The following is a 23,372-nucleotide window of genomic DNA, read 5'->3' as shown; positions in this document are numbered from 1 at the left end:
CCGTCACTCATAGCTCAGAACATGAAATTTCCCGGTAAACGTAAATCCAAACACTACTTTCCCGTTAACGCCCGCGATCCGCTGCTGCAGCAAATTCAGCCGGAAAATGAGTCCAGTGCCGCCTGGGTGGTGGGTATCGACCAGACGCTGGTGGATATTGAAGCAAAAGTGGACGATGCGTTTGTCGAACGTTACGGCCTGAGCGCCGGGCACTCTCTGGTAATTGAAGACGATGTAGCGGAAGCGCTCTATCAGGAGCTGGTGCGGGATAACCTGATCACCCATCAGTTTGCCGGGGGGACCATCGGCAACACCATGCACAACTACTCCGTGCTGGCGGACGACCGCTCCGTGCTGCTGGGCGTGATGTGCAGCAATGTTGAAATCGGCAGTTACGCCTACCGTTATCTCTGCAACACCTCCAGTCGTACCGATCTGAACTACCTCCAGGGGGTGGACGGGGCGATTGGCCGCTGCTTTACGCTGATCGGTGAATCCGGCGAGCGCACCTTCGCCATCAGCCCTGGCCATATGAACCAACTGCGCGCCGAGAGTATTCCTGAAGAGGTGATCGCCGGCGCATCTGCACTGGTGCTGACCTCCTATCTGGTGCGCTGCAAGCCCGGCGAGCCGATGCCGGAAGCGACCATGAAGGCGGTGGAATACGCGAAGAAATACAACGTGCCGGTGGTACTGACCCTGGGCACCAAATTTGTCATCGCCGATAACCCGGAGTGGTGGCAGGCGTTCCTGAAGGAGCACGTCTCGATTCTGGCGATGAACGAAGAAGAGGCCGAAGCCCTGACCGGCGAGAGCGATCCGCTGCTGGCATCCGATAAGGCGCTGGACTGGGTCGACCTGGTGCTCTGCACCGCCGGGCCGGTAGGGTTGTATATGGCTGGCTTCACCGAAGAAGAGGCAAAACGCAAGACCCAGCATCCGCTGCTGCCGGGGGCGATTGCCGAGTTCAACCAGTTTGAATTCAGCCGCGCCATGCGCCACAAAGACTGTGTTAATCCGCTGCGTATCTTCTCGCATATCGCCCCGTACATGGGCGGCCCGGAGAAGATCATGAACACCAACGGCGCAGGCGACGGCGCGCTGGCGGCGCTGCTGCACGATATCACTGCCAACGCGTTCCACCGTACCAACGTGCCGAACTCCAGCAAACACAAGTTTAACTGGCTGACCTATTCGTCGCTGGCCCAGGTGTGTAAGTACGCAAACCGCGTGAGCTATCAGGTGCTAAACCAGCACTCACCGCGCTTAACGCGCGGCCTGCCGGAGCGGGAAGACAGTCTGGAAGAGTCCTACTGGGACAGATAAGCCCATCCCCCGGCGGCGCTGCGCTTGCCGGGGCGACGTGTGAGCCTGCTAAGCGAAGCGCCAGCAGGCTTTTTTTTACCCCATCACCGCCTTTTTCTCCAGCAGCGCCAGCATCGTATTCGCAATTTCGCGCTCACCCATCACCACCTGATTCGCGCCACGCTCGGTGATGTAATCCACTTCGTCGTCGTAATGGGCGCGGGCAATGATTTCAATATCCGGACACTTTTCTCGCGCCGAGGCGACAATTTCACCCGCTTCATAGCCGTTGGGAATGGTCAGCAGCAGCCAGCGCGCGCAGTCGAGATGCGCCAGATTCATGATCTCTTCGTTCGCCGCATTCCCCAGCACCGCACGGATCCCGCGCGCGCGCAGCTCATCCACGCGGGTACGGGAGTTTTCAATCACCACCAGTGGAATGCCCTGGGCCATTAGCTTCTCACCCAGCAGACTGCCGACGCGGCCAAAACCCACCAGCAGGGCGTGGTTACAGATATCCACCGGGATCTGCTTCTCATCCTCAATGGCCTCTTCCAGCGTCTGATCGTCCAGGGTTTCGGTTTTATCGAGGTATTTTTCCAGCAGCGCGAACAGTATCGGGTTGAGCATAATTGAGAGGATCGCCCCCGCCAGCACCAGGTTTTGCCCGGCCTGAGGCAGCAGATCCAGCGCCATGCCCAGCCCGGCGAGAATAAAGGCAAATTCACCAATCTGGGCGAGACTGGCGGCAATAGTCAGCGCGGTACGCGGCGAGTGGCCGAACATACGCACCAGGAAGAAAGCGGCGAGTGACTTACCGAAGATAATGATGGCCAGCGTGCCGAGCACCGCCAGCGGCTGTTCAATGAGGATCATCGGGTTGAACAGCATCCCTACCGAGACGAAGAACAGCACCGCAAAGGCGTCGCGCAGGGGCAGGGTATCGTGGGCGGCGCGGTGGCTCAGCTCCGATTCGTTCAGCACCATCCCGGCAAAGAAGGCCCCCAGCGCGAAGGAGACATCGAACAGCTCCACGGCCCCGAACGCAATACCCAGCGCCAGCGCCAGCACCGAGAGGGTGAACAGTTCACGCGAGCCGGTCGACGCGCTGCGGGCAAGGATCCACGGCACCAGGCGGCGGCCCACCAGCATCATAATGGCAATAAACGCCACTACCTTACCGATGGTAATACTCATATCGAGCGCCAGCGAGGCTAAACCGACATTCTCTTTTTCCAGCATGCCGGCGATGGCAGGCAGCAGCACCAGGGTTAAGACCATCACCAGATCTTCAACAATCAGCCAGCCGATGGCGATCTGCCCCCGCTGGCTGTCAATCAGCTGTCTCTCTTCAAGCGCGCGCAGCAGCACCACGGTACTGGCGGTAGAAAGACAGAGGCCAAACACGATGCCGGTCATCAGCGGCCAGCCCAGCATCGCTGAAAGCGCCATACCCAACAACGTCGCCACGGCTATCTGGGCGATCGCGCCGGGAATGGCAATGGACTTTACCGCCATCAAATCCTTAACGGAGAAATGCAAACCCACACCGAACATCAGCAGGATCACGCCAAGCTCTGCCAGCTCCGGAGCGAGTTTCGTATCAGCAACAAAACCGGGTGTAAAAGGCCCTGCTAACACGCCCGCCAATAAATAGCCCACCAGAGGGGAAATGCGCAGTTTATTGGCAATCATGCCGAGAATAAAAGCGAGTACAAGTCCACCAACAATGGTGGTGATAAGCGGTGTGGCGTGGTGCATTCCGTCTCCTTTCGTTGCTGTATGACTCCATTTTTGGTCCGCAAACCAAAAACCGTGTAATAGTTTATGACAGAATTAATGATTATGTTTATGAATAATTATTGAATTTTGGCAAAAACAGCAATAAGAGCGAGGTGAAAGACTGTGCGGGGAATTTATCAGAAGTAATGTAAAGAAAGGCCGATGACATAAGGAAAGGGCGCGGCCAAACCAGAAGTTTGACCGCAGATAAATCAGGATTTATGCCGGTTATCAGGCAGGAATATAGTCAACATCCCGAGAAGAGGCAGGAAAGCGCAGATTTTGTAGACCAAAAAGATGCTGGTATGGTCTGCAATCAGGCCTAATACCGCCGCGCCAAGGCCGCCCATGCCGAAAGCGAAACCAAAAAACAGCCCGGATACCATGCCGATACGCCCCGGAAGCAACTCCTGGGCATAGACCAGAATGGCAGAAAACGCAGAGGCAAGAATAAAACCAATGATCACGGTTAAAACACCCGTCCACCACAGGGTTGCGTAGGGCAAAATAAGGGTGAAAGGCGCAACGCCAAGGATAGAGCCCCAAATCACATATTTACGCCCAATTTTGTCACCCAATGGCCCACCAATAAAGGTCCCGGCGGCGACGGCAAACAGGAAGGCGAAGAGATGAAACTGGGCGTTTTGTACCGATAATCCGAATTTTTCCATCAGGTAAAAGGTGTAATAGCTGCTGATGCTCGCCATATAGAAATATTTGGAGAAAATCAGCATCAGCAGGATGCTGACCGCCAGAATAACCTTGTTACGCGGAAGGGGATTGATAACCGGCGCTTTTGGTTTGCCCTTATTAACCCGGTGCTGGGCGGCGTACCAGCGGCTGATCTGTGCCAGCACCACGATCGCCAGCAGCGCGGCCAGCACAAACCAGGCCACGTTCCCTTTGCCATAGGGGGCAATAATTACCGCCGCCAGCAGCGGGCCGAGGGAGCTGCCGAAGTTACCGCCCACCTGGAACAGCGACTGCGCCAGTCCGTGACGGCCACCGGAGGCCATACGCGCCACGCGGGACGACTCCGGGTGAAATACCGACGAGCCGGTGCCCACCAGCGCGGCAGCCACCAGTACCCCTTCAAAGCTCCCGGCCATCGCCAGCAGGATCAGGCCGCTCAGAGTAAAGCACATGCCAATCGGCAGCGACCACGGCATCGGATATTTATCCGTCCAGTAGCCCACCACCGGTTGCAGCAGCGACGACGCCAGCTGGAAGGTGAGGGTGATCATGCCGATCTGCACGAAGGTAAGAGAGAACTCGGACTGCAATAAGGGGTAGATCGCCAGAATAAGCGACTGGATCATATCGTTCAGCAGATGCGAAAGACTGATTGCACCGAGAATACCAAATGAGGTGCGAGCCTTAGCAGCCGACACCGGTGGAGTAGATTCACTGATTGCCATAAATACCACGTCGATTGTTATAGGAAGTGCAGGATGTAATTATTATCCGCCTAACATACCTTTCCCCGACATTTGAGGAAAGTCGCAATTCTGAAAACATATTTGTCTATTCTGATTACTCATTGTAATTTTTGCGTTTGTCTATGCATCAGGGAGTGAAGAAATGAAGTTAATGAAGCGAGGCGTCGCGCTGGCAATCATTGCGGCGTGTGGGCTGCTCAGTCTGCCGGCCCAGGCCTGGGAAAAAGATAAAACCTATAACATCACCATCCTGCATACCAACGATCACCACGGCCACTTCTGGCGCAGCGAATATGGCGAATATGGTCTTTCAGCACAGAAAACTCTGGTGGATGGGATCCGTAAAGAGGTGGCGGCAAAAGGCGGCAGTGTGCTGCTCCTCTCCGGCGGCGACATTAATACCGGCGTGCCGGAATCAGATTTACAGGACGCTGAACCCGATTTTCGCGGCATGAATTTGATTGGCTACGATGCGATGGCCGTGGGCAACCATGAGTTTGATAATCCCATCGAAGTATTACGCCAGCAGGAGAAGTGGGCCAAATTCCCGTTCCTCTCCGCCAATATTTATCAGAAAAGCACCGGCGAGCGCTTATTTAAACCCTGGGCCATTTTCAAACGCCAGGATATTAAAATTGCGGTGGTGGGGCTGACCACCGACGATACGGCGAAAATCGGCAACCCGGAATATTTTACTGATATCGAATTCCGTAAACCGGCTGACGAAGCGAAGCTGGTGATCCAGGAGTTACAGCAGAACGAAAAGCCGGACGTGATTATCGCTACTACCCATATGGGCCATTACGATAACGGCGAGCATGGCTCGAATGCGCCAGGGGATGTCGAGATGGCGCGCAGCCTGCCTGCGGGCTCCCTGGCGATGATCGTGGGCGGTCACTCCCAGGATCCGGTCTGCATGGCCTCGGAAAATAAAAAGCAGGTGGACTACGTGCCAGGCACGCCGTGCGCGCCCGATAAGCAGAACGGCATCTGGATTGTGCAGGCGCACGAGTGGGGCAAATATGTGGGCCGGGCCGATTTCGAATTCCGTAACGGCGAGATGAAGCTGGTCCACTACCAGCTCATCCCGGTCAACCTGAAGAAGAAGGTGACCTACGATAACGGCCAGAGCGAGCGCGTTCTCTATACGCCAGAAATTGCGGAAAACCCACAGATGCTCTCCCTGCTGACGCCGTTCCAGAATAAAGGTAAAGCGCAGCTGGATGTGAAGATCGGCACGCTCAATGGCAGACTGGAAGGCGATCGCAGCAAGGTGCGCTTCGTCCAGACCAATATGGGCCATCTGATCCTGGCCGCGCAAATGGCGCGCACCAATGCCGATTTTGCGGTGATGAGCGGCGGCGGCATCCGCGACTCCATTGAGGGCGGCGATATCACCTATAAAGATGTCCTCAAGGTGCAGCCGTTCGGCAACGTGCTGGTCTATGTCGATATGAGCGGCAAAGAGGTCACCGACTATCTCACCGCGGTGGCGCAGATGAAACCGGACTCCGGGGCCTATCCGCAGTTTGCCAACGTGAGCTTTGTGGCGAAGGGTGGGGTGCTCAACGACCTGAAGATCAAGGGTGAACCGGTTGATCCGGCAAAAACCTACCGTATGGCGACCTTGAGCTTCAACGCCACCGGCGGCGATGGTTATCCGCACATTGATGATAAACCCGGCTATGTGAATACCGGCTTTATTGATGCCGAGGTGCTGAAGCAGTACATCCAGCAGAACTCACCGCTGGATGTGAATGCCTATGAACCGCAGGGTGAAGTGAGCTGGCAGTAAGCGCCGTCAGTGCCGGGTGGCGGCTTCGCCTTACCCGGCCTACGGTTCGAACGGTTTTAACGGTTTTGGGTTTTGTAGGCCGGGTAAGCGCAGCGCCACCCGGCGATTTTTTAATCCCGGCGCGCGATGTCCGCAAACTGCGCATCCAGCATTTTCGCCAGATCGCTCGCCGCCAGTTCAATATCCATCCCGCGCTTGCCGCCGGAAATATAGATCGTTTCAAATTCCTGTGAAGGCGCATCAATCAGCGTCGGCAGGCGCTTCTTCTGCCCCAGTGGGCTGATACCCCCCACCAGATACCCCGTGGTGCGTTGCGCCACCATCGGGTCGGCCATATCCACTTTTTTGGCGCCCAGCGCTTTGGCCACTTTCTTCAGATCCAGCTGACTGGCAACCGGGGTCACCGCCACGGCGAGATGTTTCATATCGCCATTGACCGCGACCAGCAATGTTTTATAGACCTGATCCGCATTCAGACCTAGTTTACGCACCACTTCATCACCAAAATTGGTTTCAGCCGGATCGTGGTCATAGCTGTGGATCCGAAACGAAATCTTGTTTTTTTCGAGTAATTTAACGGCGGGAGTCATAGCAATCCTTCTTAGCCCGGACAATAAACGCCTTAAGAATACGCCTGAAAAGCGGCTAAAAAATAGCACCATCTTGCGCAATAGTGTTGGCAGTGATGGTCACTTTGAGCGACAATCTGCTGAACCGGGGGTCTCCTCCGGCATAATAACAATGATGAAATTCCTCTTTGACGGGCCAATAGAAATATTGGCCACTTTTTTATCTCAGCAGCGACGGCAAATTCCCCTCGCCGTACAGATGCAACGCCCCTACCGCCACCACATACCGCCCGGCCGGCAATGCGTGCAGCTTTTCGCACCACGCCTGATTACGCTCATGCATCAGCACATCATACAGCGATTCGCTGAAGGTCGCCGGAAGCGCCAGCTTGTCGACGACAGGGGGGGAATCCAGCCACCAGCTCACCATGGTTTGCAGCAGGCGGGCATTGGTGTGCCAGTGAGTCAGGGTATCTTCCAGCAGCAGCAAACCGTCGTCTGGCATCTGGCGCAGCAGGGCGATCTGGCTGGCAGCTCCTTCCAGCTCAATGACCGGTAGGTTCTGCGTACGCGCGGCATTCAGCAATTGGTAATCGATGCCATAATCTCCCCGCAACCCCAACCGCTGCGCCTGGGTAGCCTGCAATACCATGGCGATCTGCCACAGCGGCTGGCTCTCAAGCTGATTAAGCGATAATCCAAGCTCCTCGGCGACCCGTTGCAGTTCCGTAAGCTGGGTCGGGCTGAGACGCTCCGCCAGCGGAGGCGGGATCGCAAGCCCTGCGAAGGGCGACTCATCCCCGGAGATATCCGCTTCGACGATCAGCGCGTCGGCGTGATGCAAGCGGGTAACCAGGCCATCGGGCAGGGGAGACATATCCCGCGTCCCCATATGGATACTGCCGACCAGATGCAGATGCTGTCCGCCGGGAAGGGTGATATCAAGACCAGGCCAGCGATAGCGGCGGGGGAAGAGGGCGCGAAACGATGCTTTCAGACGTTGAAACAGACCCATACGCGCTCCCTGATGAAAAATTCATGCTAGCGCGTGGGGAGGAGTGGCGCAAGACGTCCTTGTCCTGCCACAACCTCAAGCTTTAGGTTTAAAGCGCAACAGGCGGTTGGCGTTGCTGACCACCGTAATAGAGGAGAGGGCCATAGCGGCACCCGCCACCACCGGGTTCAGTAGCGTGCCGGTCAGCGGCCATAAGATCCCGGCGGCGATAGGAATACCGAAGGCGTTATAGATAAAGGCTCCCAGCAAATTCTGCTTCATGTTGCGCAGGGTTGCTTTCGAGATGGCGAGCGCGTCGGCCACGCCGGTCAGACTGTGGCGCATCAGGGTTATCGCCGCCGTTTCGATAGCGACATCGCTGCCACCGCCCATAGCAATCCCGACATCAGCCTGTGCCAGCGCCGGGGCATCGTTGATGCCGTCGCCTATCATTGCCACCCGGCGGCCCTGGCCCTGCAGTTTGATAATCGCATCCGCTTTGCCATCCGGCAGTACGCCCGCAATCACCTCATCAATACCGGCCTCGCTGGCGATAGCCTGTGCGGTAGTGACGTTATCGCCGGTCAACATCACCAGACGATAACCCTCCCGGTGCAGGCGTTGCAGCGCAGCCACGCTGTCTGCGCGCAGCGGATCGCGGATGGCAAACAGCGCCGTGGCCTCGCCGTTAATCGCCAGCAGTACCGGCGTTGCCCCCTGCGAGGCATACTTTTGCAGATGTTCATTCAGCGCCCCGGTATCAATTCCGTTTTCGGTCAGCAGCGCCTGGTTGCCCAGCAGCAGCGTATGGCCATCGACCTCCCCACTGACACCCAGCCCGCGCAGAGTGCGGAAGTTATTTACCTGCGGCAGGGCGCTATCTGCTTTCTCCAGAATCGCCCGCGCCAGCGGGTGGCTGGAACCCTGTTCGAGCGCGGCGGCCAGATGCAGAGCATCGGCTTCGCTTATCCCGTTCAGGGTATGGATGGCTACCACCTGCGGTTTACCCTCGGTGAGGGTACCGGTTTTATCAAAGACCAGCGTATCCAGAGTGCTGGCGCGTTGCAGGGCGTCGGCGTCGCGCACCAGCACGCCCGACTCCGCGGCACGCCCGACGCCGGAGATAATCGACATCGGCGTCGCCAGCCCCAGGGCGCAAGGGCAGGCGATGATCAGCACCGTGGTGGCGATCACCAGGGTGTAAACAATCTGCGGCGCGGGGCCAAAAAAGTACCAGATAGCGGCGCTGAACAGAGCGATACCCACCACTACCGGCACGAAGATGGCGGAAATTTTATCCGCCAGCTTGCCAATCTCCGGCTTGCTGCTCTGGGCCTGACGCACCATGCGGATGATGCGCGACAGCGTAGTGTGGCTGCCGACAGCGCTTGCGCGGAACAGCACGCTGCCATCCTGCACCACCGTACCGGCGTGGACGCTCTCCCCGTCACTTTTCTGCTGCGGCACAGGCTCGCCGGTAAGCATCGCTTCGTCAAACCAGGCTTCGCCCTGGGTGATCTCCCCGTCCACCGGGACGCGATCGCCGGTGGTCAGGCGCAGGATCATACCCGCCTGAACCTCGGCCAGCGGCAGGTTTTGTTCACCTTGTTCGGTCACTACCCGGGCGGTTGGCGGGGTTAAATCGAGCAATCTCTCCAGCGCTTTTGAGGAGCGCTGGCGGGCCCGCGCCTCCAGCATATGGCCGAGGTTAATCAGGCCGATAATCATCGCGCTGGCTTCATAGTAGAGATGGCGCGCTTCCATCGGGAACCACTGCGGCCAGAGGTTTACGCTCATCGAGTAGAGCCACGCCGCGCCGGTACCCAGCGCCACCAGGGTGTCCATGGTGGCGGTGCGGTTTTTCAGGCTCTTCCAGGCGCTGGTATAAAAGTGGCCACCCGCGAAGATCATCACTCCGAGGGTGAGCACGCCAATCGCCAGCCACAGCGTGCGGTTATCGTCGGTAACCATCATGTTGTCGCCGAGCATACCCCAGCCCATCACCGGGATACCTACCAGCAGGGCAACAATCGCCTGCCAGCGAAAACGTTTCATGGTGGCGATGGCCGACTCCTGCTGGCGCGCCCGCCGTTCGACGTCATCCTCAATCGCTTCGGCGCCATAGCCCGCTTTTTCAACAGCCTGCACTAAATCAGTGGCGGAAGCACTGCCCATCACCAGCGCAGTGCGTTCCGCCAGATTGACCCGTGCCTGTGCCACACCCGGAACCGCCTGCAGGGCATCCTGCACCCGGGTGACGCAGCTGGCGCAGCTCATGCCGTTGATCAACAGCTGTTGGCTGTCATCACTGTCGTGAGCTGCCGGAAGCTCAGAGGGGTCCGCTGTCAGTGCTTCCGACGGAGTTGTTGACGCTGTCAGCGGATCAGCCTTTGGGTGGCTTAACGCCGCACCGTAACCGGCCTGTTTGATGGTGTCGATCAGGGCATCGGCGCTGGCGCTGCCGGTGACGACCGCGTGCTCGATGGTCACCTCTGCATGCTCAACGTCCGGGCGTTGCTCCAGACTCTCTTTAACGCGTTTGACACAGTGGCCGCAGGAGAGGCCGTCCAGTGTCAGATCGATGGTTTGAGACATAATTAGCTCCTTATAAATCTCCAGCCAGATATTGACCGGAGAGACACTTTCATCTAACTGTTATCAAGGTTAAACCTTCCATCAAGGGGAAGGTCAAGGGGGAAACGTGAATATCAGTGATGTTGCCAAAAAAACTGGCTTAACCAGCAAAGCGATTCGTTTTTACGAAGAGAAAGGGCTGGTGACACCGCCGCTGCGCAGTGAGAACGGCTACCGGAGCTATACGCAAAAGCACCTTGATGAACTGACGCTGCTGCGCCAGGCGCGTCAGGTAGGGTTCAATCTGGATGAGTGCGGCGATCTGGTGACGCTGTTTAACGATCCTGCCCGCCACAGCGCCGATGTAAAAAGCCGGACGCTGGATAAGGTGGCCGAAATTGAGCGGCATATTGTAGAGCTACAGGCGATGCGCGATCGGCTGCTGGCCCTGGCAGAGAGCTGCCCGGGGGATGAGAGCGCCGACTGCCCGATCATCGATAATCTCTCCGGCTGCTGTCACCGCAAAGCGAAGGCTTAACGCCGGGCCGGGTTGAGCATAAACACCACCGTACCGCGATACCAGGGAGATTTTCGCAGTTGCGCTTCGGCCTGCACATCCCGCTGACCGTTTTGTACCAGCCCGAGCTTAAAGGGAATGCGCAGCCGGGCAAGCGCGGGCAGATAGGCCTGATAGTTGGCTACCGTATGGCGGCCCTGATAGCTCTGGATCACCATTTCATCCACTGCCAGGCTATTCAGCGTGGCAACATCACCGGTTTTCGCCCAGTCCAGTAGCCCGGTCACCCCCAGCGCGAATTCAGGCGGCAATTGCTGGCGAAGTGTGCGCAAAAAGCGCGCGTAGTCCGCCAGCTGGTGGGTAGCGGCATCAAAATCGACTTGCAAACCTACTACCTGATTTCCTGCGGCCTGCCAGCGCTGCATCAGGCGGACAATTCTCGGCACGATGGTCGGCGGTACCTCAAGGGTGGTAAAGCGCACGGTCAGCCAGATGGAGGGAAAGGTCAGGCGACTGACCGGCAAGCCGAGGCGCTGAAACACCACCTCATTGGGCCGGGCCAGCACTTCGCCCTGATGGAGATAGACCGTTTGCGCCTCTTTCAGTGCGTCGCTGGCCTTCACCCCTGACCAGAGCCAGAAGGCCGGATGTTCGTGGGCGGTAACAATTTCTGCCGCCTGCGCCTCTCCGGCCAGCAGCGCGGCTACCAGTAGTATTTGAGTTTTTGCGCCCACGGACTGCCCGGATACTGCGTTTTTAACTGCGAGAACCAGCCTTTGCGCTGGGCTTTGTCCACATCGGTTCCGCCACATTCGTTATAGCCGGACGGGGCGTAGCACATGATGGCCCGATAGAGCGCATAGCTCTTGTCTTCATGTTCCGCCTTCGGTGAGGTAATGACCTGCTGGTAGTAAGCCTGTCTGTCGAACTGCCCGTAAGGTTCTTTGCGGTGGATGGCCGCCTCCAGCAGACCGTTACCCGCGCTCTCTTTCCACAGATCGACACGGGTATTGGTTGTGCGGAAAAACTCGCCCAGACAGTTCAGGGCATGGGCATCTTCGGCGTTCTGGCTGAGCACCTGAACGGTTTTATCCAGACTACGACACACATAACCGGCTTCGGCGGCATCACCATTCCAGTCGAATACGCTCAGGTTAACATCGTCAAACGCTTTGCCAATGACTGGCGAGGTTATCGCGCTGGCGAGCTTTCTGTCATTTAACCAGTCGCTAAAGCGGTTCTCCGTTAAATCGCGCACCAGCAAGGTATGCAGCGCAATGGTCCGCTCTTCATTGTTGGGTCCCTGACTGGCCTGCTGACGTAACCGCTCAGGCGAGGCTACCGCTTTCAACACCCGGGAGCGATAACGCAGGCTGGTGATGGCGCTATCCGCGGCAAAGATCGCCTCTGTATTGCCGCTATAGACCAGGGTGGCCGCCAGTCTGGACTGCACGTACTGCTGCTGTTCAGCATCCTGGCTGAGTTTCAGCAGCTTAAGCCAGAAATCACGCGCCGCAGGCCACTGCTTTTGCGCCATCAGCGCGTCGCCGTACAGTACCTGCTCGCTGAAGGCGACAATATCGTGCGCCGGGAGTGTTTCTGCCGGTTTAACGGCCTGAAGGATGGCGGCAGGGTTATTCGTCGCCTGCCACAGGTTCAACTGTAAATTGCGCCACAGCGCCAGCTTGCCGCTCTGTTCAAACGCCGGTTTGCTGCTGTTGAGATCCTCCTGCGTCAGGGTCGGTTTCTCGTCGCTGTTCAGGCGAAGGGCGCGCAGCAGCTCGATATAGCTGACCTGCGGCGCGTCGGGGAAGGCCTCCCGCACGGCGCGACCGTAGAACTGCATGCCGTAGACATTATCGTATTCGGTCACCAGGCCGCGCAGCGCCTCAGCATCCTCAGCCTGCTGGAACCGCTGCTCGTACAGCTCTGCCAGCTGCGGCCACGCCTGCAAATACCAGTTGATGCGGCGCAGCATACCGCGCGCCGAATCGGCGTAACGCCCCTCCGGCCAGCGCTGGAGGTAGGTCTGGGCCGCTTTCTGCGCCTGTTCAGCGGCCGGGCGGTCGATGCGGTCGATATCAAAATCGCCATATTCTCCGGTGCTGTTCTGGCTGCTTTTGTTCAGCGCCGTGCGCATCAGCATATAGCCCGCGGTCTCTGCCAGCCACGGACGATCGCTGTCAACGAGCGAGGTAAACGCCCGATCTGCCTCGTCATAATCGCCACCATAAAAACGGGCCGCCCCGGTCAGATAGGTTTTATACAGCAGGGCTGAAGAGTGGGCAGGAAGGGTCGTCAGGGAGGCGGAGATCTGCTCATCGGTTGCGCCAGAGTAGAGCCCCAGACGCGCCTGCCCCAGGGCATGGCGCTGTTCCGCCGTCAGCGCGTCGTCGGCCAGCAGCGCGGCAAAAAACTGGCTGAGGCTGTCGGCACTGTTCGAGACGAAGCGGTTTTCCTGCTCGCCATCCTGCCGGGTGTCAACGGCCTCGAGCTGCAATGCGGCCAGCTGCTGGCTGAGAAGGCTCTCTTCAGCGGGTTTGTCCGCGGCTGGGGTGACCGGATCTTCCAGGTCATCCCACTCCGGGTGGTAAGCAAAATAGAAATCCCGGGAGCGGGTGATATCCGCAGGCATCGACTGCACGGGCAGGGCAAAGGATTTGGCTTCGCTCAGCAGGCGCAGCAGATTGTCGCGGGAGTCGTTGCCGGGCGTCAGCACCGGGTCGCCTTTCAGCAGACAGTGCTCATCGCTCCAGTTGCAGTCTTCCATATCAAATGAGGCAAATGCCGGCGCGGCGCTCGCCAGTAAGGCGCTAACGCTGAGTGCCAGCGTTGTCTTCCTGACCATCATGCTATTCCTGTTCTTATCGGGAAAGGGCCCGGACGCGAAGGGTAATACCCTCTACGGCCACCACCTCAACTTTGGTGCCGACGCTTAAATCCTCGTCGGCCACAACCGGCCATGAACTGTCGCCGACGCGCATATGACCGCGCCCGTTAACCAGGGCGGTGTCCAGGGTAAACTGCATCCCCACCAGCTGTTTACCACGCTGATTGAGCCGGGCATCGGCGGGCTTCTGGGCGCGCACCTGCCTTAAAAGCCAGCGCCACCAGAGCCAGGCGGCAATCAGGGTCAGCAGGGCAAACAGCACGCCCTGCCATGCCCAGTCGAACGGTAAGATCCACACCAGCAGCCCGGTGATAACGGCTGCCACGCCGCTCCACAGCAGATAGCCGTTGCCGCCGAGCATCTCTGCCGCCAGCAGCAGTCCGCCGAGGCTCAGCCAGAAAACGTGCGGATGTGCAGCAATCATCTCGATCATCATTTGCGCTCGTTGCCGCTGTTTTTGATCAGTTCCGCGATACCACCGATCGAGCCCATCAGGCTGCTGGCATCCAGCGGCATCATCACCACCTTGCTGTTATCCGCCGAGCCAATGGCCTGCAGCGCCTCGGTGTATTTCTGCGCCACAAAGTAGTTAACCGCCTGGATATCCCCGGCTGCGATAGCTTCCGAAACCATTTTCGTGGCGCGGGCTTCCGCTTCCGCCGAACGTTCACGGGCTTCAGCCTGTAAGAAGGCCGACTGGCGTTCGCCTTCAGCTTTCAGGATCTGCGACTGTTTTTCCCCTTCAGCCTTCAGGATCTCCGCCTGACGTACCCCCTCGGCCTCCAGAATGTAGGCGCGCTTGGTTCGCTCGGCCTTCATCTGGGCGTTCATGGATGTGATCAACTCGGCAGGCGGACGCACGTCGCGAATTTCAATACGGGTCACTTTGATGCCCCACGGGTTGGTGGCTTCATCGACGATGTGCAGCAGGCGGGTGTTAATGCTGTCGCGCTGGGAGAGCATTTCGTCCAGCTCCATCGAGCCCAGAACGGTACGGATGTTGGTCATGGTTAAGTTGATGATAGCCAGCTCAAGGTTACTGACCTCATAGGCCGCTTTCGGCGCATCAATCACCTGAATAAAGCAGACCGCATCAATGGTGACATTGGCGTTATCCCGGGAGATAACCTCCTGAGACGGGATATCGAGGACCTGCTCCATCATATTGATTTTGCGGTCAATGCGGTCCATAAACGGCACGACCAGGCTTAAGCCCGGCTGCAGCGTCGTGGTATATCGACCAAAACGCTCAACCGTCCACTGGTAGCCCTGCGGAACGATTTTGACACCGGCGGCGACGATCACCAGCGCCACGAAGATCAAAATAGGGATGACGATGAACATGTAAAACCTCCTGTTTTGTATTCCATGTTGCGATTAAAACTGTTCGTTTGTTGCGCATAAGTATACCGGCAAACAGGGGTAAATTCCCGCCAAATCAACGAGCCGGGCTGGATTCAGACATAAAAAAGCCCCGCTAAAAATAGCAGGGCAACGCGGTTTTCCGCCAACGGAGAAGATCAGGCTTCGGGATGAGTGTAAGAGAAGTCAGCGATATACTGCTCGCCCGCCTCAACGATCGCCCGCGACAGCCCTGCATAATATTTTTCCAGCCCCATCGCTTCAATCTGCTGCAACTGCTCGCGCACCGGGGCGCAGAAAAGACCGGCGTTACCCGCTTCGACGCGTTTATTATTCGGTGGCAGATCGCCGGAGATCGCTTTAAACCAGGTGCGGATCCCCTGTTTAAGGTTATTTGGCGCTTTCGACAGATCATCGATCCCCGTCAGCACCTGCAGGGTCGGGAAGCGATCCTCCGCTACGGCGCTTTTCAGGCGGTCAAAGAACTGGCTGAACAGTTCGAAGGAGCCCAGTTCGATAATTTTCGGTTTTGTGGTTTTACCGTTTTTATTGCCGATTTTGCTCGCAGCAGGCGTACTGGACGGCACGATACCTGTCTTATGCAAGTCTAAACCAAACAGCAGATTGCAGTGGGCACGGCGCTCTTTCAGCGGGTAAGACATCAGCACATCGATAAACGTTGTCGCCATCACATCCGACAGCTTATGGTTGATCAGCCACTGAGAGCGGGAGAAATCTGCCGGGGAGACAAACCAGTGCGGGACCTCGTTGTAACGCTTAGATTTACCTTTGCCATCAAATTCAATGAAATGCGTGCCGTTGTCGAAAGCAAATTTGCAGTTTTTAAAGCTGACGATGGTGGTGTTGACGATCAGCGCTTTTTTGACGAAATCAACGACTTCCGGGCCAATAACGAAGCTGGTTTCTGCCGATGAGCGGATGACTTGCATTAATGTTTCTACATCAGGAACACCCGGCTTAAGAGAGGTGAACTCATAAAAGATATGTGTCATGCCGCATACTTCCTATAGTTATTAGCGTGGCCTTTTCATAACGAAAAAGTTTAACACCATCCTGCCAGAGGAGACTAATGGCACCGTGTGCGGGAGTTTTGCGATGATCACAAATGGAAGATAAACGTTACTCCAGGCGGGCTAATCGTCCAGAAACGTGGACATGCCAAAGGCTATATTTTACATTGTTAAAGTCTGATTAACATTTGTTTAAAATTAAACATCAGGAAGACTAAACAAACGCTACCAGCAGAGATAAAAAAGCCGCCATAACGGCGGCTGACAGAGTATTTAAGGCGGCACTGATCGGCCAGCTGGCAGAATCAGTACAGCAGAGCGTAAAGTTTACGGCGATAGGTCGAAGCCAGTGAATCACCCGTCCCGAGGGCGGCCAGAATTTCCTGGAACATTTTACGCGCCTGGCCGTCCGCCGCAGCCAGATCCTTTTTAAGATGGCTGAACAGCAGTTCCAGCGCCTCTTCGTTACGACCCACCTGATGCAGCTGCAGCGCAAGCTGGCTCGCCAGTACCGCGTCGTCAGGGTTGTCGGCAACCTGCTGTTGCAGCTGCTGAATTTCCGGCGTATCCGCCGCCTGCTTCAGCAGTTCAATTTGCGCCACCAGCCCCTGATAGCGGGTATCCTGATCCTGCAATGGGATGGTTTTCAGCACCACTTCGGCCTCTTCAGAACGCTTTAAGATAATCAGCGTTTCCGCCAGCAGCAGGCCAATTTCACCATTCTGACCGGAGAGCTGCCACGCCTCTTTCAACAGCGGCAGAGCTTCGTCATGTTTGCCTTCGGCCATCAACGCTGCCGCCTGCTGCGCTTTCAGCTCCTCTTCACGCGGCAGCACTTTATCCAGCAGGGCGCGGATCGCCTCTTCCGGCTGCGGGCCCTGGAAGCCATCCACCGGCTGACCGTTCTGGAACAGATAAACCGTAGGAATGGCGCGCAGGCCAAACTGGGAGGCAATCATCTGCTCGGCGTCGCAGTCCAGCTTCGCCAGGATAAACTGACCGTTATACTGGGCTGCCAGCTTCTCGAGCACCGGCGTCAGCTCCAGACAGTGCTGACTGCGTTCAGACCAGAAGTAGAACAGCACCGGTTTGGTCATCGACTGTTCAAGAGTCTGGTGCAGGTTGGCTTCGGTAATGTTGACAATATTCTGTACGGACATGCGGCTATCCCAATTATGAGTTTCTGTTTACATGGGGGCGTGGCGCGTGGCTTCAACTCAACCCTGTAAAAATTTGTCCATCATCCGGCCAGGCAGCAGACGTTTCAGCAGGCCGACGGCGTAGGTCACCAGCGTGACCGGATAACGCAGTTTGGGGTTTTTGCTCTCAAAAGCATGGCGCACTTTGGCGACCACCGCCTCCGGCCCCAGGGTAAAACGGGCGGCGATACCGGGATTTTCCACCGGTTTGTCAGCCTGGGTTTGATTGACGTTGTCGGTAAAGCGGGTGCGGATAGGGCCTGGTTCAATCAGGCTCACCTTAATGCCGCTGTGACGGAGCTCCATGCGCAGGGCATCTGACCAGGCTTCCAGCGCATATTTGCTGGCGGCGTAAGCCCCGCGGCCCGGGGTAGAGATAAGCCCCATCACTGAGGAGGTCATCACAATCCGGCCTTCGCCGTGCGGCAGCATGGCTGGCAGCAGGCGCATAGTCAGCTGATGAACGCCAAAAAAATTGGCGGAGAATTGTGCTTCAAGCTGCTGGCGGGTGACGCTCTGCAGCGGGCCGTAAACGCCGAAACCGGCATTGTTAAACAGCCCGTACAGACGATTATTGGTGAGAGCGATCACCTCATCGGCGGCGCGCTCAATGCTGTCGGTACAATCCAGATCCAGCTGTACGCCGGTTAAGCCCATGCCGTTCATCCGTTCAACATCTTCCGGTTTACGGCAGGCGGCCAGCACCCAGAACCCCTGACGCTTCAGCTCAAGGGCGCTTTCCAGGCCAATGCCACTGGAACATCCTGTAATTAAGACCGATTTTTGCATAACTTTACCTGTCAGGATCTCCGTTGAATTACGAGTCATGTTTAACTAATGGAGCCAACCGGGTTGCCATCCAGTCGGCGATAAACGGTTGGGCGTCCCGATTGGGGTGAATGCCGTCGTCCTGCATCCACTGCGGTTTCAGGTAAACCTCTTCCATAAAAAAGGGCAGCAGCGGAATATCGAACTCTTTAGCAAGCTTCGGATATATCGCGCTAAAGGCTTCATTATACCGACGACCATAGTTGGCAGGCAGTCGAATTTGCATCAGCAGCGGCTGGGCGTTCGCGGCGCGGATATCCTGCAAAATTTTGCGCAGGGTTTGCTCGGTCTGCTGTGGCTGGAAACCGCGCAGGCCGTCATTGCCGCCAAGCTCCACCAGCACCCAGCGCGGCTGGTGCTGTTTCAGCAGGGCAGGCAGACGGGAGAGCCCTTGCTGGGAGGTATCCCCGCTAATGCTGCCGTTAACAACCGACGTTTTGCTCTGCCATTTATCATTCAGCAGCGCAGGCCAGGCGGCACTGGCCGCCATCCGGTAGCCAGCACTCAGACTGTCACCCAGAATTAATAGCGTGTCCGCAGCTGCGGCGCGAAATGAGAACAGCATCAAAAACAGGAAGGGCAAATGCCAGCGGAAAACATTGTTGAAGTTCATCATCTTAAGAAGTCCGTGGGTCAGGGTGAGCACGAGCTTTCCATCCTCACCGGAGTTGAACTCATTGTCAAACGCGGGCAGAGCATCGCCCTGATTGGTGAATCGGGCTCCGGCAAATCCACGCTGCTGGCGATCCTCGCCGGTCTGGATGACGGCAGCAGCGGCGAGGTCAACCTGGTCGGGCAACCCTTGCATAAGCTCGATGAAGAGGCGCGCGCCGCCCTGCGGGCAAAGCACATTGGCTTTGTGTTCCAGTCGTTTATGTTGATCCCAACCCTCAACGCGCTGGAGAACGTCGAGCTGCCGGGATTGCTGCGCGGCGAGAACACTACCCAGAGCCGGGCGGGGGCAAAAGCGCTGCTGGAGCAGCTGGGGCTGGGCAAACGCCTCGATCATCTTCCGGCGCAGCTCTCCGGCGGCGAGCAGCAGCGCGTGGCGCTGGCCAGGGCGTTTAACGGTCGCCCGGATGTGCTCTTTGCCGATGAACCTACCGGCAACCTCGATCGCCAGACCGGGGATAAAATTGCCGATCTGCTCTTTTCCCTGAACCGCGAGCACGGCACGACGCTGATCCTCGTCACCCACGATCCGCAGCTGGCTGCCCGCTGTGACCGCCGCCTGCGTCTGGTGAACGGTGAATTGAGGGAGGAAGCATGATTGCCCGCTGGTTCTGGCGCGAATGGCGCTCCCCCTCGCTGCTGATTGTCTGGCTGGCGTTAAGCCTGGCGGTGGCCTGCGTGCTGGCGCTCGGCAGCGTCAGCGATCGGATGGAAAAGGGGCTCAGCCAGCAAAGCCGCGAGTTTATGGCTGGCGACCGGACGCTACGCAGCTCCCGCGAGGTGCCGCAGGCGTGGATTGCAGAGGCAAGAAAAGAGGGGCTGAAGGTCAGTGAGCAGATCAGTTTCCAGACCATGACCTTTGCCGCCGAGACGCCGCAGCTGGCGAGCGTGAAGGCGGTCGATGATATCTATCCGCTCTACGGCGAGCTTCAGACCAACCCGCCGGGGCTGAAGCCTGCGCCGGGCACGGTGCTGCTGGCGTCGCGTCTGATGGCGCTGCTGAATTTAAAAACCGGCGACAGCATTGATGTCGGCGATGCCACCCTGAAAATCGCCGGGGAAGTGGTTCAAGAACCTGATTCCGGTTTTAACCCCTTCCAGATGGCGCCGCGTCTGCTGATGAACACCGCCGATGTCGCCAAAACCGCGGCGGTACAGCCCGGCAGCCGCGTCACCTGGCGCTTTAAGTTTGGCGGCACGCCCGCGCAACTGGAACGTTACGAACAATGGCTCCTGCCGCAGCTGAAGCCGGAGCACCGCTGGTCCGGGATGGAGCAGGAGGAGGGCGCGCTCGGCAAATCGCTGGAGCGTTCCCAGCAGTTCCTGCTGCTCTCGGCGCTGCTGACGCTGCTGCTGGCGGTGGCGGCGGTGGCAGTCGCCATGGGCCACTACTGCCGCAGCCGTTACGATCTGGTGGCGATCCTCAAAACGCTGGGGGCGGGCAGGACGCAGCTGCGCAAACTGATTATCGGTCAGTGGCTGATGGTGCTGACGCTCTCGGCTGTCACCGGCGGGATGATGGGGCTACTGTTTGAAAAAGTGCTGATGGTACTCCTCAAGCCGGTGCTGCCCGTCGCGCTGCCTCCTGCCAGCCTGTGGCCGTGGCTCTGGGCGATCGGGGCGATGACCGTCATTTCGCTGCTGGTGGGGCTGCGTCCTTACCGCCTGCTGCTGGCGACACAGCCCCTGCGCGTTCTGCGTCGCGACGTGGTGGCCAGCGTCTGGCCGCTGAAATATTACATTCCGGCTATCGTGGCGGTGGTGGTGATGCTCCTCGCCTGGCTGATGGGTGGGAGCATGCTGCTGTGGGCCGTGCTGGCTGGCGCCGTCGTGCTGGCGCTGCTCTGCGGCGTGCTGGGCTGGATGCTGCTCAGCGTGCTGAAAGGATTGACGGTAAAATCGCTGCCGGTGCGTCTGGCGGTAAATCGCCTGCTGCGCCAGCCGTGGTCGACCCTCAGCCAGCTGTCGGCATTTTCGCTCTCGTTTATGCTGCTGGCATTGTTGCTGGTGCTGCGCGGCGATCTGCTGGATCGCTGGCAACAGCAGCTCCCGCCAGAAAGCCCGAACTACTTTTTGATCAACATCGCCCCGGAGCAGGTAACGCCCCTGAAAGCGTTTCTCGCTGAACACCAGATTATCCCGGAGTCTTACTACCCCATTGTGCGGGCGCGCCTGACCCAGATTAACGGACAGTCCACCGAGGGCAATAAAGATGAATCCCTCAACCGCGAGCTGAACCTCACCTGGCAGGATAAGCGCCCGGATCACAACCCCATTGTGGCCGGCAACTGGCCGCCAAAAGCGGGTGAAGTCTCCATGGAGGAGGGGCTGGCAAAACGCCTTAACGTCGCCCTGGGGGATACGGTGACCTTTACCGGCGATACCCAGGATTTCAGTGCGAAAGTGACCAGCCTGCGCAAGGTCGACTGGGAGAGCCTGCGGCCTAACTTCTTCTTTATCTTCCCCGCCGGGGCGCTGGACGGGCAGCCCCAGAGCTGGCTCACCAGCTTCCGCTGGGAGAATGGCAACGGCATGCTCACCCAGCTTAACCGCGAGTTCCCGACCATCAGCCTGCTAGACATCGGCGCGATCCTCAAACAGGTCGGGCAGGTGCTGGAGCAGGTGAGCCGGGCGCTGGAGGTGATGGTGGTGTTGGTCACAATTTGCGGCGTGCTGCTGCTGCTGGCCCAGGTGCAGGTCGGGATGCGCCAGCGTCATCAGGAGCTGGTGGTCTACCGTACCTTGGGTGCAGGTAAAAAGCTGCTGCGCACCACGCTGTGGAGCGAGTTCGCCCTGCTGGGGCTGGTGGCTGGCCTGGTGGCGGCCATTGGGGCAGAAACCGCGCTGGCGGTGCTGCAAACCCGGGTGTTCGACTTCCCGTGGGAGCCGGACTGGCGGCTGTGGGCGATCCTGCCGCTCAGCGGAGCGGTGCTGCTTTCGCTGTGCGGCGGCTGGCTGGGGGCGCGTTTACTGAAAGGCAAAGCCCTGTTCCGCCAGTTCTCCGGTTAATTCCTTTCCTGAACTATCACGTGCCAGTTTTTATACTGGCACGTGATGGCTATGTAGCATAAAAAGATAAATCATTGAATTTTAGTGGCACAAAACATTAAAAACTGGGCAACACGGACAGATAAATCCTGGTTAATATTCACCTGATAAATAAATGGCAGTGTGTTTAACAAGGAAAAACAGTGACTATAAATAAAAAAGCGCTGGCAGTGGCTATTGGCGCAGCAGTGGCATTGACCTCTTTTGCATCCCAGGCTGAAATCACCGTTCTTAAACAAGATCCGCAGGCGGGCAATCCGCTGAGCCGTCTGAACTTCACCGTTGGCGGCAGTATTCGTCCTCAGTTCCAGAACATGACCGGCGACGACGGCAAAAACAGCTACAAGCGTAACGGCTTTGACGGCGGCACCCGCTTCCGTTTCGCGGCGGATTACTACCTGTTTGATGACATCAGTTGGGTCAGCTACTACGAGCTGGGTGTGAACATTCCGGCGCAGTTTAACTGGGACAACCACCATGCGGACGGCGCGCGCGATACCTCCCGCCGCATGCTCTACACCGGCCTGAAGAGCGACACCTGGGGTACCCTGACCTTTGGTCAGCAGAACAGCGTCTATTACGATGTGGTCGGCGCGAAAACCGATATCTGGGATTACGACATGATCGGCCAGGCCCCGGGGAACGGCATCAACGGTGACTACGACGGCTCTTACCGTTCCCGCCAGATGCTGAAATATAAGAAAACCCTCGGCGATGCCGATATCTACGCCTCTTACCTGTTCGAAGACAGCGAATACCTGCCGGGCAACGGTCTGCGTTACAAGCGTAAAGGCGGCGGTTCACTGGGCCTGGATTATCGTCTGACCACCGATCTGACCTGGGGCGCTGCCTGGAACTACACCCGCGCCGACATGCGTAACCCGGATAACGGCGACAGCAAAAGCTGGGATCAGAACATCCTCGGTACCGCGCTGAGCTGGACCCCGGACAACTGGACCTTCTCCGCAGGCGGCGGCTGGTATCAGAACTTTATGACCAGCAAAAAAGTGTCGGTAAATGACTACTTCGCGGGCGATGCGTGGGGTATTGAGTACTTCGCGGGTTATAAATTCCCGATTGGTCAGTATGCGGTGAAAACGATCCAGCCTTACTTTATGGGTGACCGTATTGAGACCATGAATGGCCGCAACTACCAGCGCATCGACAACGGCGTAGGGATCAGCTTCCAGCTGGACTACGGCTTCCGCGTCGATTACGAGCACGTATTCACCTCCAGCACCGACGATCTGGGCGATATGAACCTGGTGCGTCTGCGCTACGATTTCTGAGTCGTCTGTTCCCCCGGTAGCGCGCAGCGATCCGGGGCTACGTGCGGTGCGGTTTGTTTCCGGTTGCACTGCGCGTAC

General features: G+C 57.8%; 19 protein-coding genes. 6 read left to right on the top strand and 13 right to left on the bottom strand.

Annotation, left to right across the window (positions count from 1 at the left end; genetic code table 11):
* Positions 1–21 precede the first annotated feature (21 nt).
* On the top strand, positions 22–1,326 hold the full coding sequence (gene gsk, locus DVA44_RS18385) for an inosine/guanosine kinase (protein WP_114315738.1): 1,305 nt from the start codon (positions 22–24) through the stop codon (positions 1,324–1,326).
* 75 nt (positions 1,327–1,401) lie between these two features.
* Here gsk and ybaL read toward each other — a convergent pair whose 3' ends face one another.
* Positions 1,402–3,066 carry a YbaL family putative K(+) efflux transporter gene (gene ybaL / locus DVA44_RS18380; protein ID WP_114388451.1) on the bottom strand — a complete coding sequence of 555 codons (1,665 nt, stop codon included), beginning with the start codon at positions 3,064–3,066 and terminating at the stop codon, positions 1,402–1,404.
* A gap of 233 nt (positions 3,067–3,299) precedes the next feature.
* Entirely contained in the window at positions 3,300–4,505 is a 1,206-nt protein-coding gene (locus tag DVA44_RS18375) for an MFS transporter (RefSeq protein ID WP_039032418.1), read from the bottom strand.
* A gap of 163 nt (positions 4,506–4,668) precedes the next feature.
* Between DVA44_RS18375 and ushA the strand changes: the two genes are divergently transcribed.
* Positions 4,669–6,321: a bifunctional UDP-sugar hydrolase/5'-nucleotidase UshA gene (gene ushA, locus DVA44_RS18370; RefSeq protein ID WP_114387762.1), complete on the top strand. Its 1,653-nt coding sequence runs from the start codon at positions 4,669–4,671 to the stop codon at positions 6,319–6,321.
* Positions 6,322–6,431: 110 nt separating this feature from the next.
* Here the strand turns inward: ushA and ybaK are convergent, their stop codons facing one another.
* From ybaK to copA, 3 genes are all read right to left on the bottom strand, one after another.
* Positions 6,432–6,911, bottom strand: a complete 480-nt coding sequence (gene ybaK / locus DVA44_RS18365; protein WP_114387761.1) for a Cys-tRNA(Pro)/Cys-tRNA(Cys) deacylase YbaK — start codon at positions 6,909–6,911, stop codon at positions 6,432–6,434.
* Positions 6,912–7,110: 199 nt separating this feature from the next.
* Entirely contained in the window at positions 7,111–7,905 is a 795-nt protein-coding gene (locus tag DVA44_RS18360; RefSeq protein ID WP_114387760.1) for a TraB/GumN family protein, read from the bottom strand.
* A 75-nt stretch (positions 7,906–7,980) separates the two neighbouring features.
* On the bottom strand, positions 7,981–10,479 hold the full coding sequence (gene copA / locus DVA44_RS18355; protein WP_114387759.1) for a copper-exporting P-type ATPase CopA: 2,499 nt from the start codon (positions 10,477–10,479) through the stop codon (positions 7,981–7,983).
* 106 nt (positions 10,480–10,585) lie between these two features.
* Here copA and cueR point away from each other — a divergent pair, with 106 nt between their 5' ends.
* The gene (gene cueR, locus DVA44_RS18350) at positions 10,586–10,996 is read left to right on the top strand and encodes a Cu(I)-responsive transcriptional regulator (RefSeq protein ID WP_114387758.1); all 411 of its coding nucleotides are present in this window, start codon (positions 10,586–10,588) and stop codon (positions 10,994–10,996) included.
* Here the strand turns inward: cueR and DVA44_RS18345 are convergent.
* The 8 genes from DVA44_RS18345 to tesA form a co-directional block, all read right to left on the bottom strand.
* On the bottom strand, positions 10,993–11,709 hold the full coding sequence (locus tag DVA44_RS18345; RefSeq protein ID WP_114387757.1) for a DUF3142 domain-containing protein: 717 nt from the start codon (positions 11,707–11,709) through the stop codon (positions 10,993–10,995). The genes cueR and DVA44_RS18345 overlap by 4 nt on opposite strands.
* Positions 11,679–13,823: a hypothetical protein gene (locus tag DVA44_RS18340; RefSeq protein ID WP_114388450.1), complete on the bottom strand. Its 2,145-nt coding sequence runs from the start codon at positions 13,821–13,823 to the stop codon at positions 11,679–11,681. Before DVA44_RS18340 ends, DVA44_RS18345 begins: the two co-directional genes overlap by 31 nt.
* Before the next feature lie 16 nt (positions 13,824–13,839).
* Positions 13,840–14,298, bottom strand: a complete 459-nt coding sequence (locus tag DVA44_RS18335; protein WP_114388449.1) for an NfeD family protein — start codon at positions 14,296–14,298, stop codon at positions 13,840–13,842.
* Positions 14,298–15,209: an SPFH domain-containing protein gene (locus DVA44_RS18330; RefSeq protein ID WP_114387756.1), complete on the bottom strand. Its 912-nt coding sequence runs from the start codon at positions 15,207–15,209 to the stop codon at positions 14,298–14,300. Before DVA44_RS18330 ends, DVA44_RS18335 begins: the two co-directional genes overlap by 1 nt.
* A gap of 176 nt (positions 15,210–15,385) precedes the next feature.
* Positions 15,386–16,240, bottom strand: coding sequence for a hypothetical protein (locus tag DVA44_RS18325; RefSeq protein ID WP_114387755.1), 855 nt, complete (start codon positions 16,238–16,240; stop codon positions 15,386–15,388).
* 323 nt (positions 16,241–16,563) lie between these two features.
* A complete protein-coding gene (locus tag DVA44_RS18320; protein WP_103824087.1) occupies positions 16,564–17,418 on the bottom strand; it encodes a co-chaperone YbbN in 855 nt (284 codons plus the stop codon).
* A gap of 57 nt (positions 17,419–17,475) precedes the next feature.
* Positions 17,476–18,285, bottom strand: coding sequence for an SDR family oxidoreductase (locus tag DVA44_RS18315; protein ID WP_114387754.1), 810 nt, complete (start codon positions 18,283–18,285; stop codon positions 17,476–17,478).
* Positions 18,275–18,898 carry a multifunctional acyl-CoA thioesterase I/protease I/lysophospholipase L1 gene (gene tesA / locus DVA44_RS18310; RefSeq protein ID WP_103178530.1) on the bottom strand — a complete coding sequence of 208 codons (624 nt, stop codon included), beginning with the start codon at positions 18,896–18,898 and terminating at the stop codon, positions 18,275–18,277. The genes DVA44_RS18315 and tesA overlap by 11 nt, the downstream gene beginning before the upstream one ends.
* Here tesA and ybbA point away from each other — a divergent pair.
* The 3 genes from ybbA to DVA44_RS18290 all read left to right on the top strand — a co-directional run bounded on the left by ybbA (position 18,869) and on the right by DVA44_RS18290 (position 23,294).
* Entirely contained in the window at positions 18,869–19,555 is a 687-nt protein-coding gene (ybbA, locus tag DVA44_RS18305) for a putative ABC transporter ATP-binding protein YbbA (RefSeq protein WP_114387753.1), read from the top strand. The two genes, tesA and ybbA, sit on opposite strands and share 30 nt — an antisense overlap.
* The gene (gene ybbP / locus DVA44_RS18300; protein WP_114387752.1) at positions 19,552–21,966 is read left to right on the top strand and encodes a putative ABC transporter permease subunit YbbP; all 2,415 of its coding nucleotides are present in this window, start codon (positions 19,552–19,554) and stop codon (positions 21,964–21,966) included. The genes ybbA and ybbP overlap by 4 nt, the downstream gene beginning before the upstream one ends.
* A gap of 182 nt (positions 21,967–22,148) precedes the next feature.
* The gene (locus DVA44_RS18290) at positions 22,149–23,294 is read left to right on the top strand and encodes a porin (RefSeq protein WP_114387750.1); all 1,146 of its coding nucleotides are present in this window, start codon (positions 22,149–22,151) and stop codon (positions 23,292–23,294) included.
* Positions 23,295–23,372 lie beyond the last annotated feature (78 nt).

It is taken from the genome of Leclercia sp. W17 (assembly GCF_003336325.1).
Taxonomy (GTDB): Bacteria; Pseudomonadota; Gammaproteobacteria; order Enterobacterales; family Enterobacteriaceae; genus Enterobacter.
The sequence above is the reverse complement of the archived record's forward strand: the minus strand, read 5'-3'. Positions and strand labels throughout refer to the sequence as shown.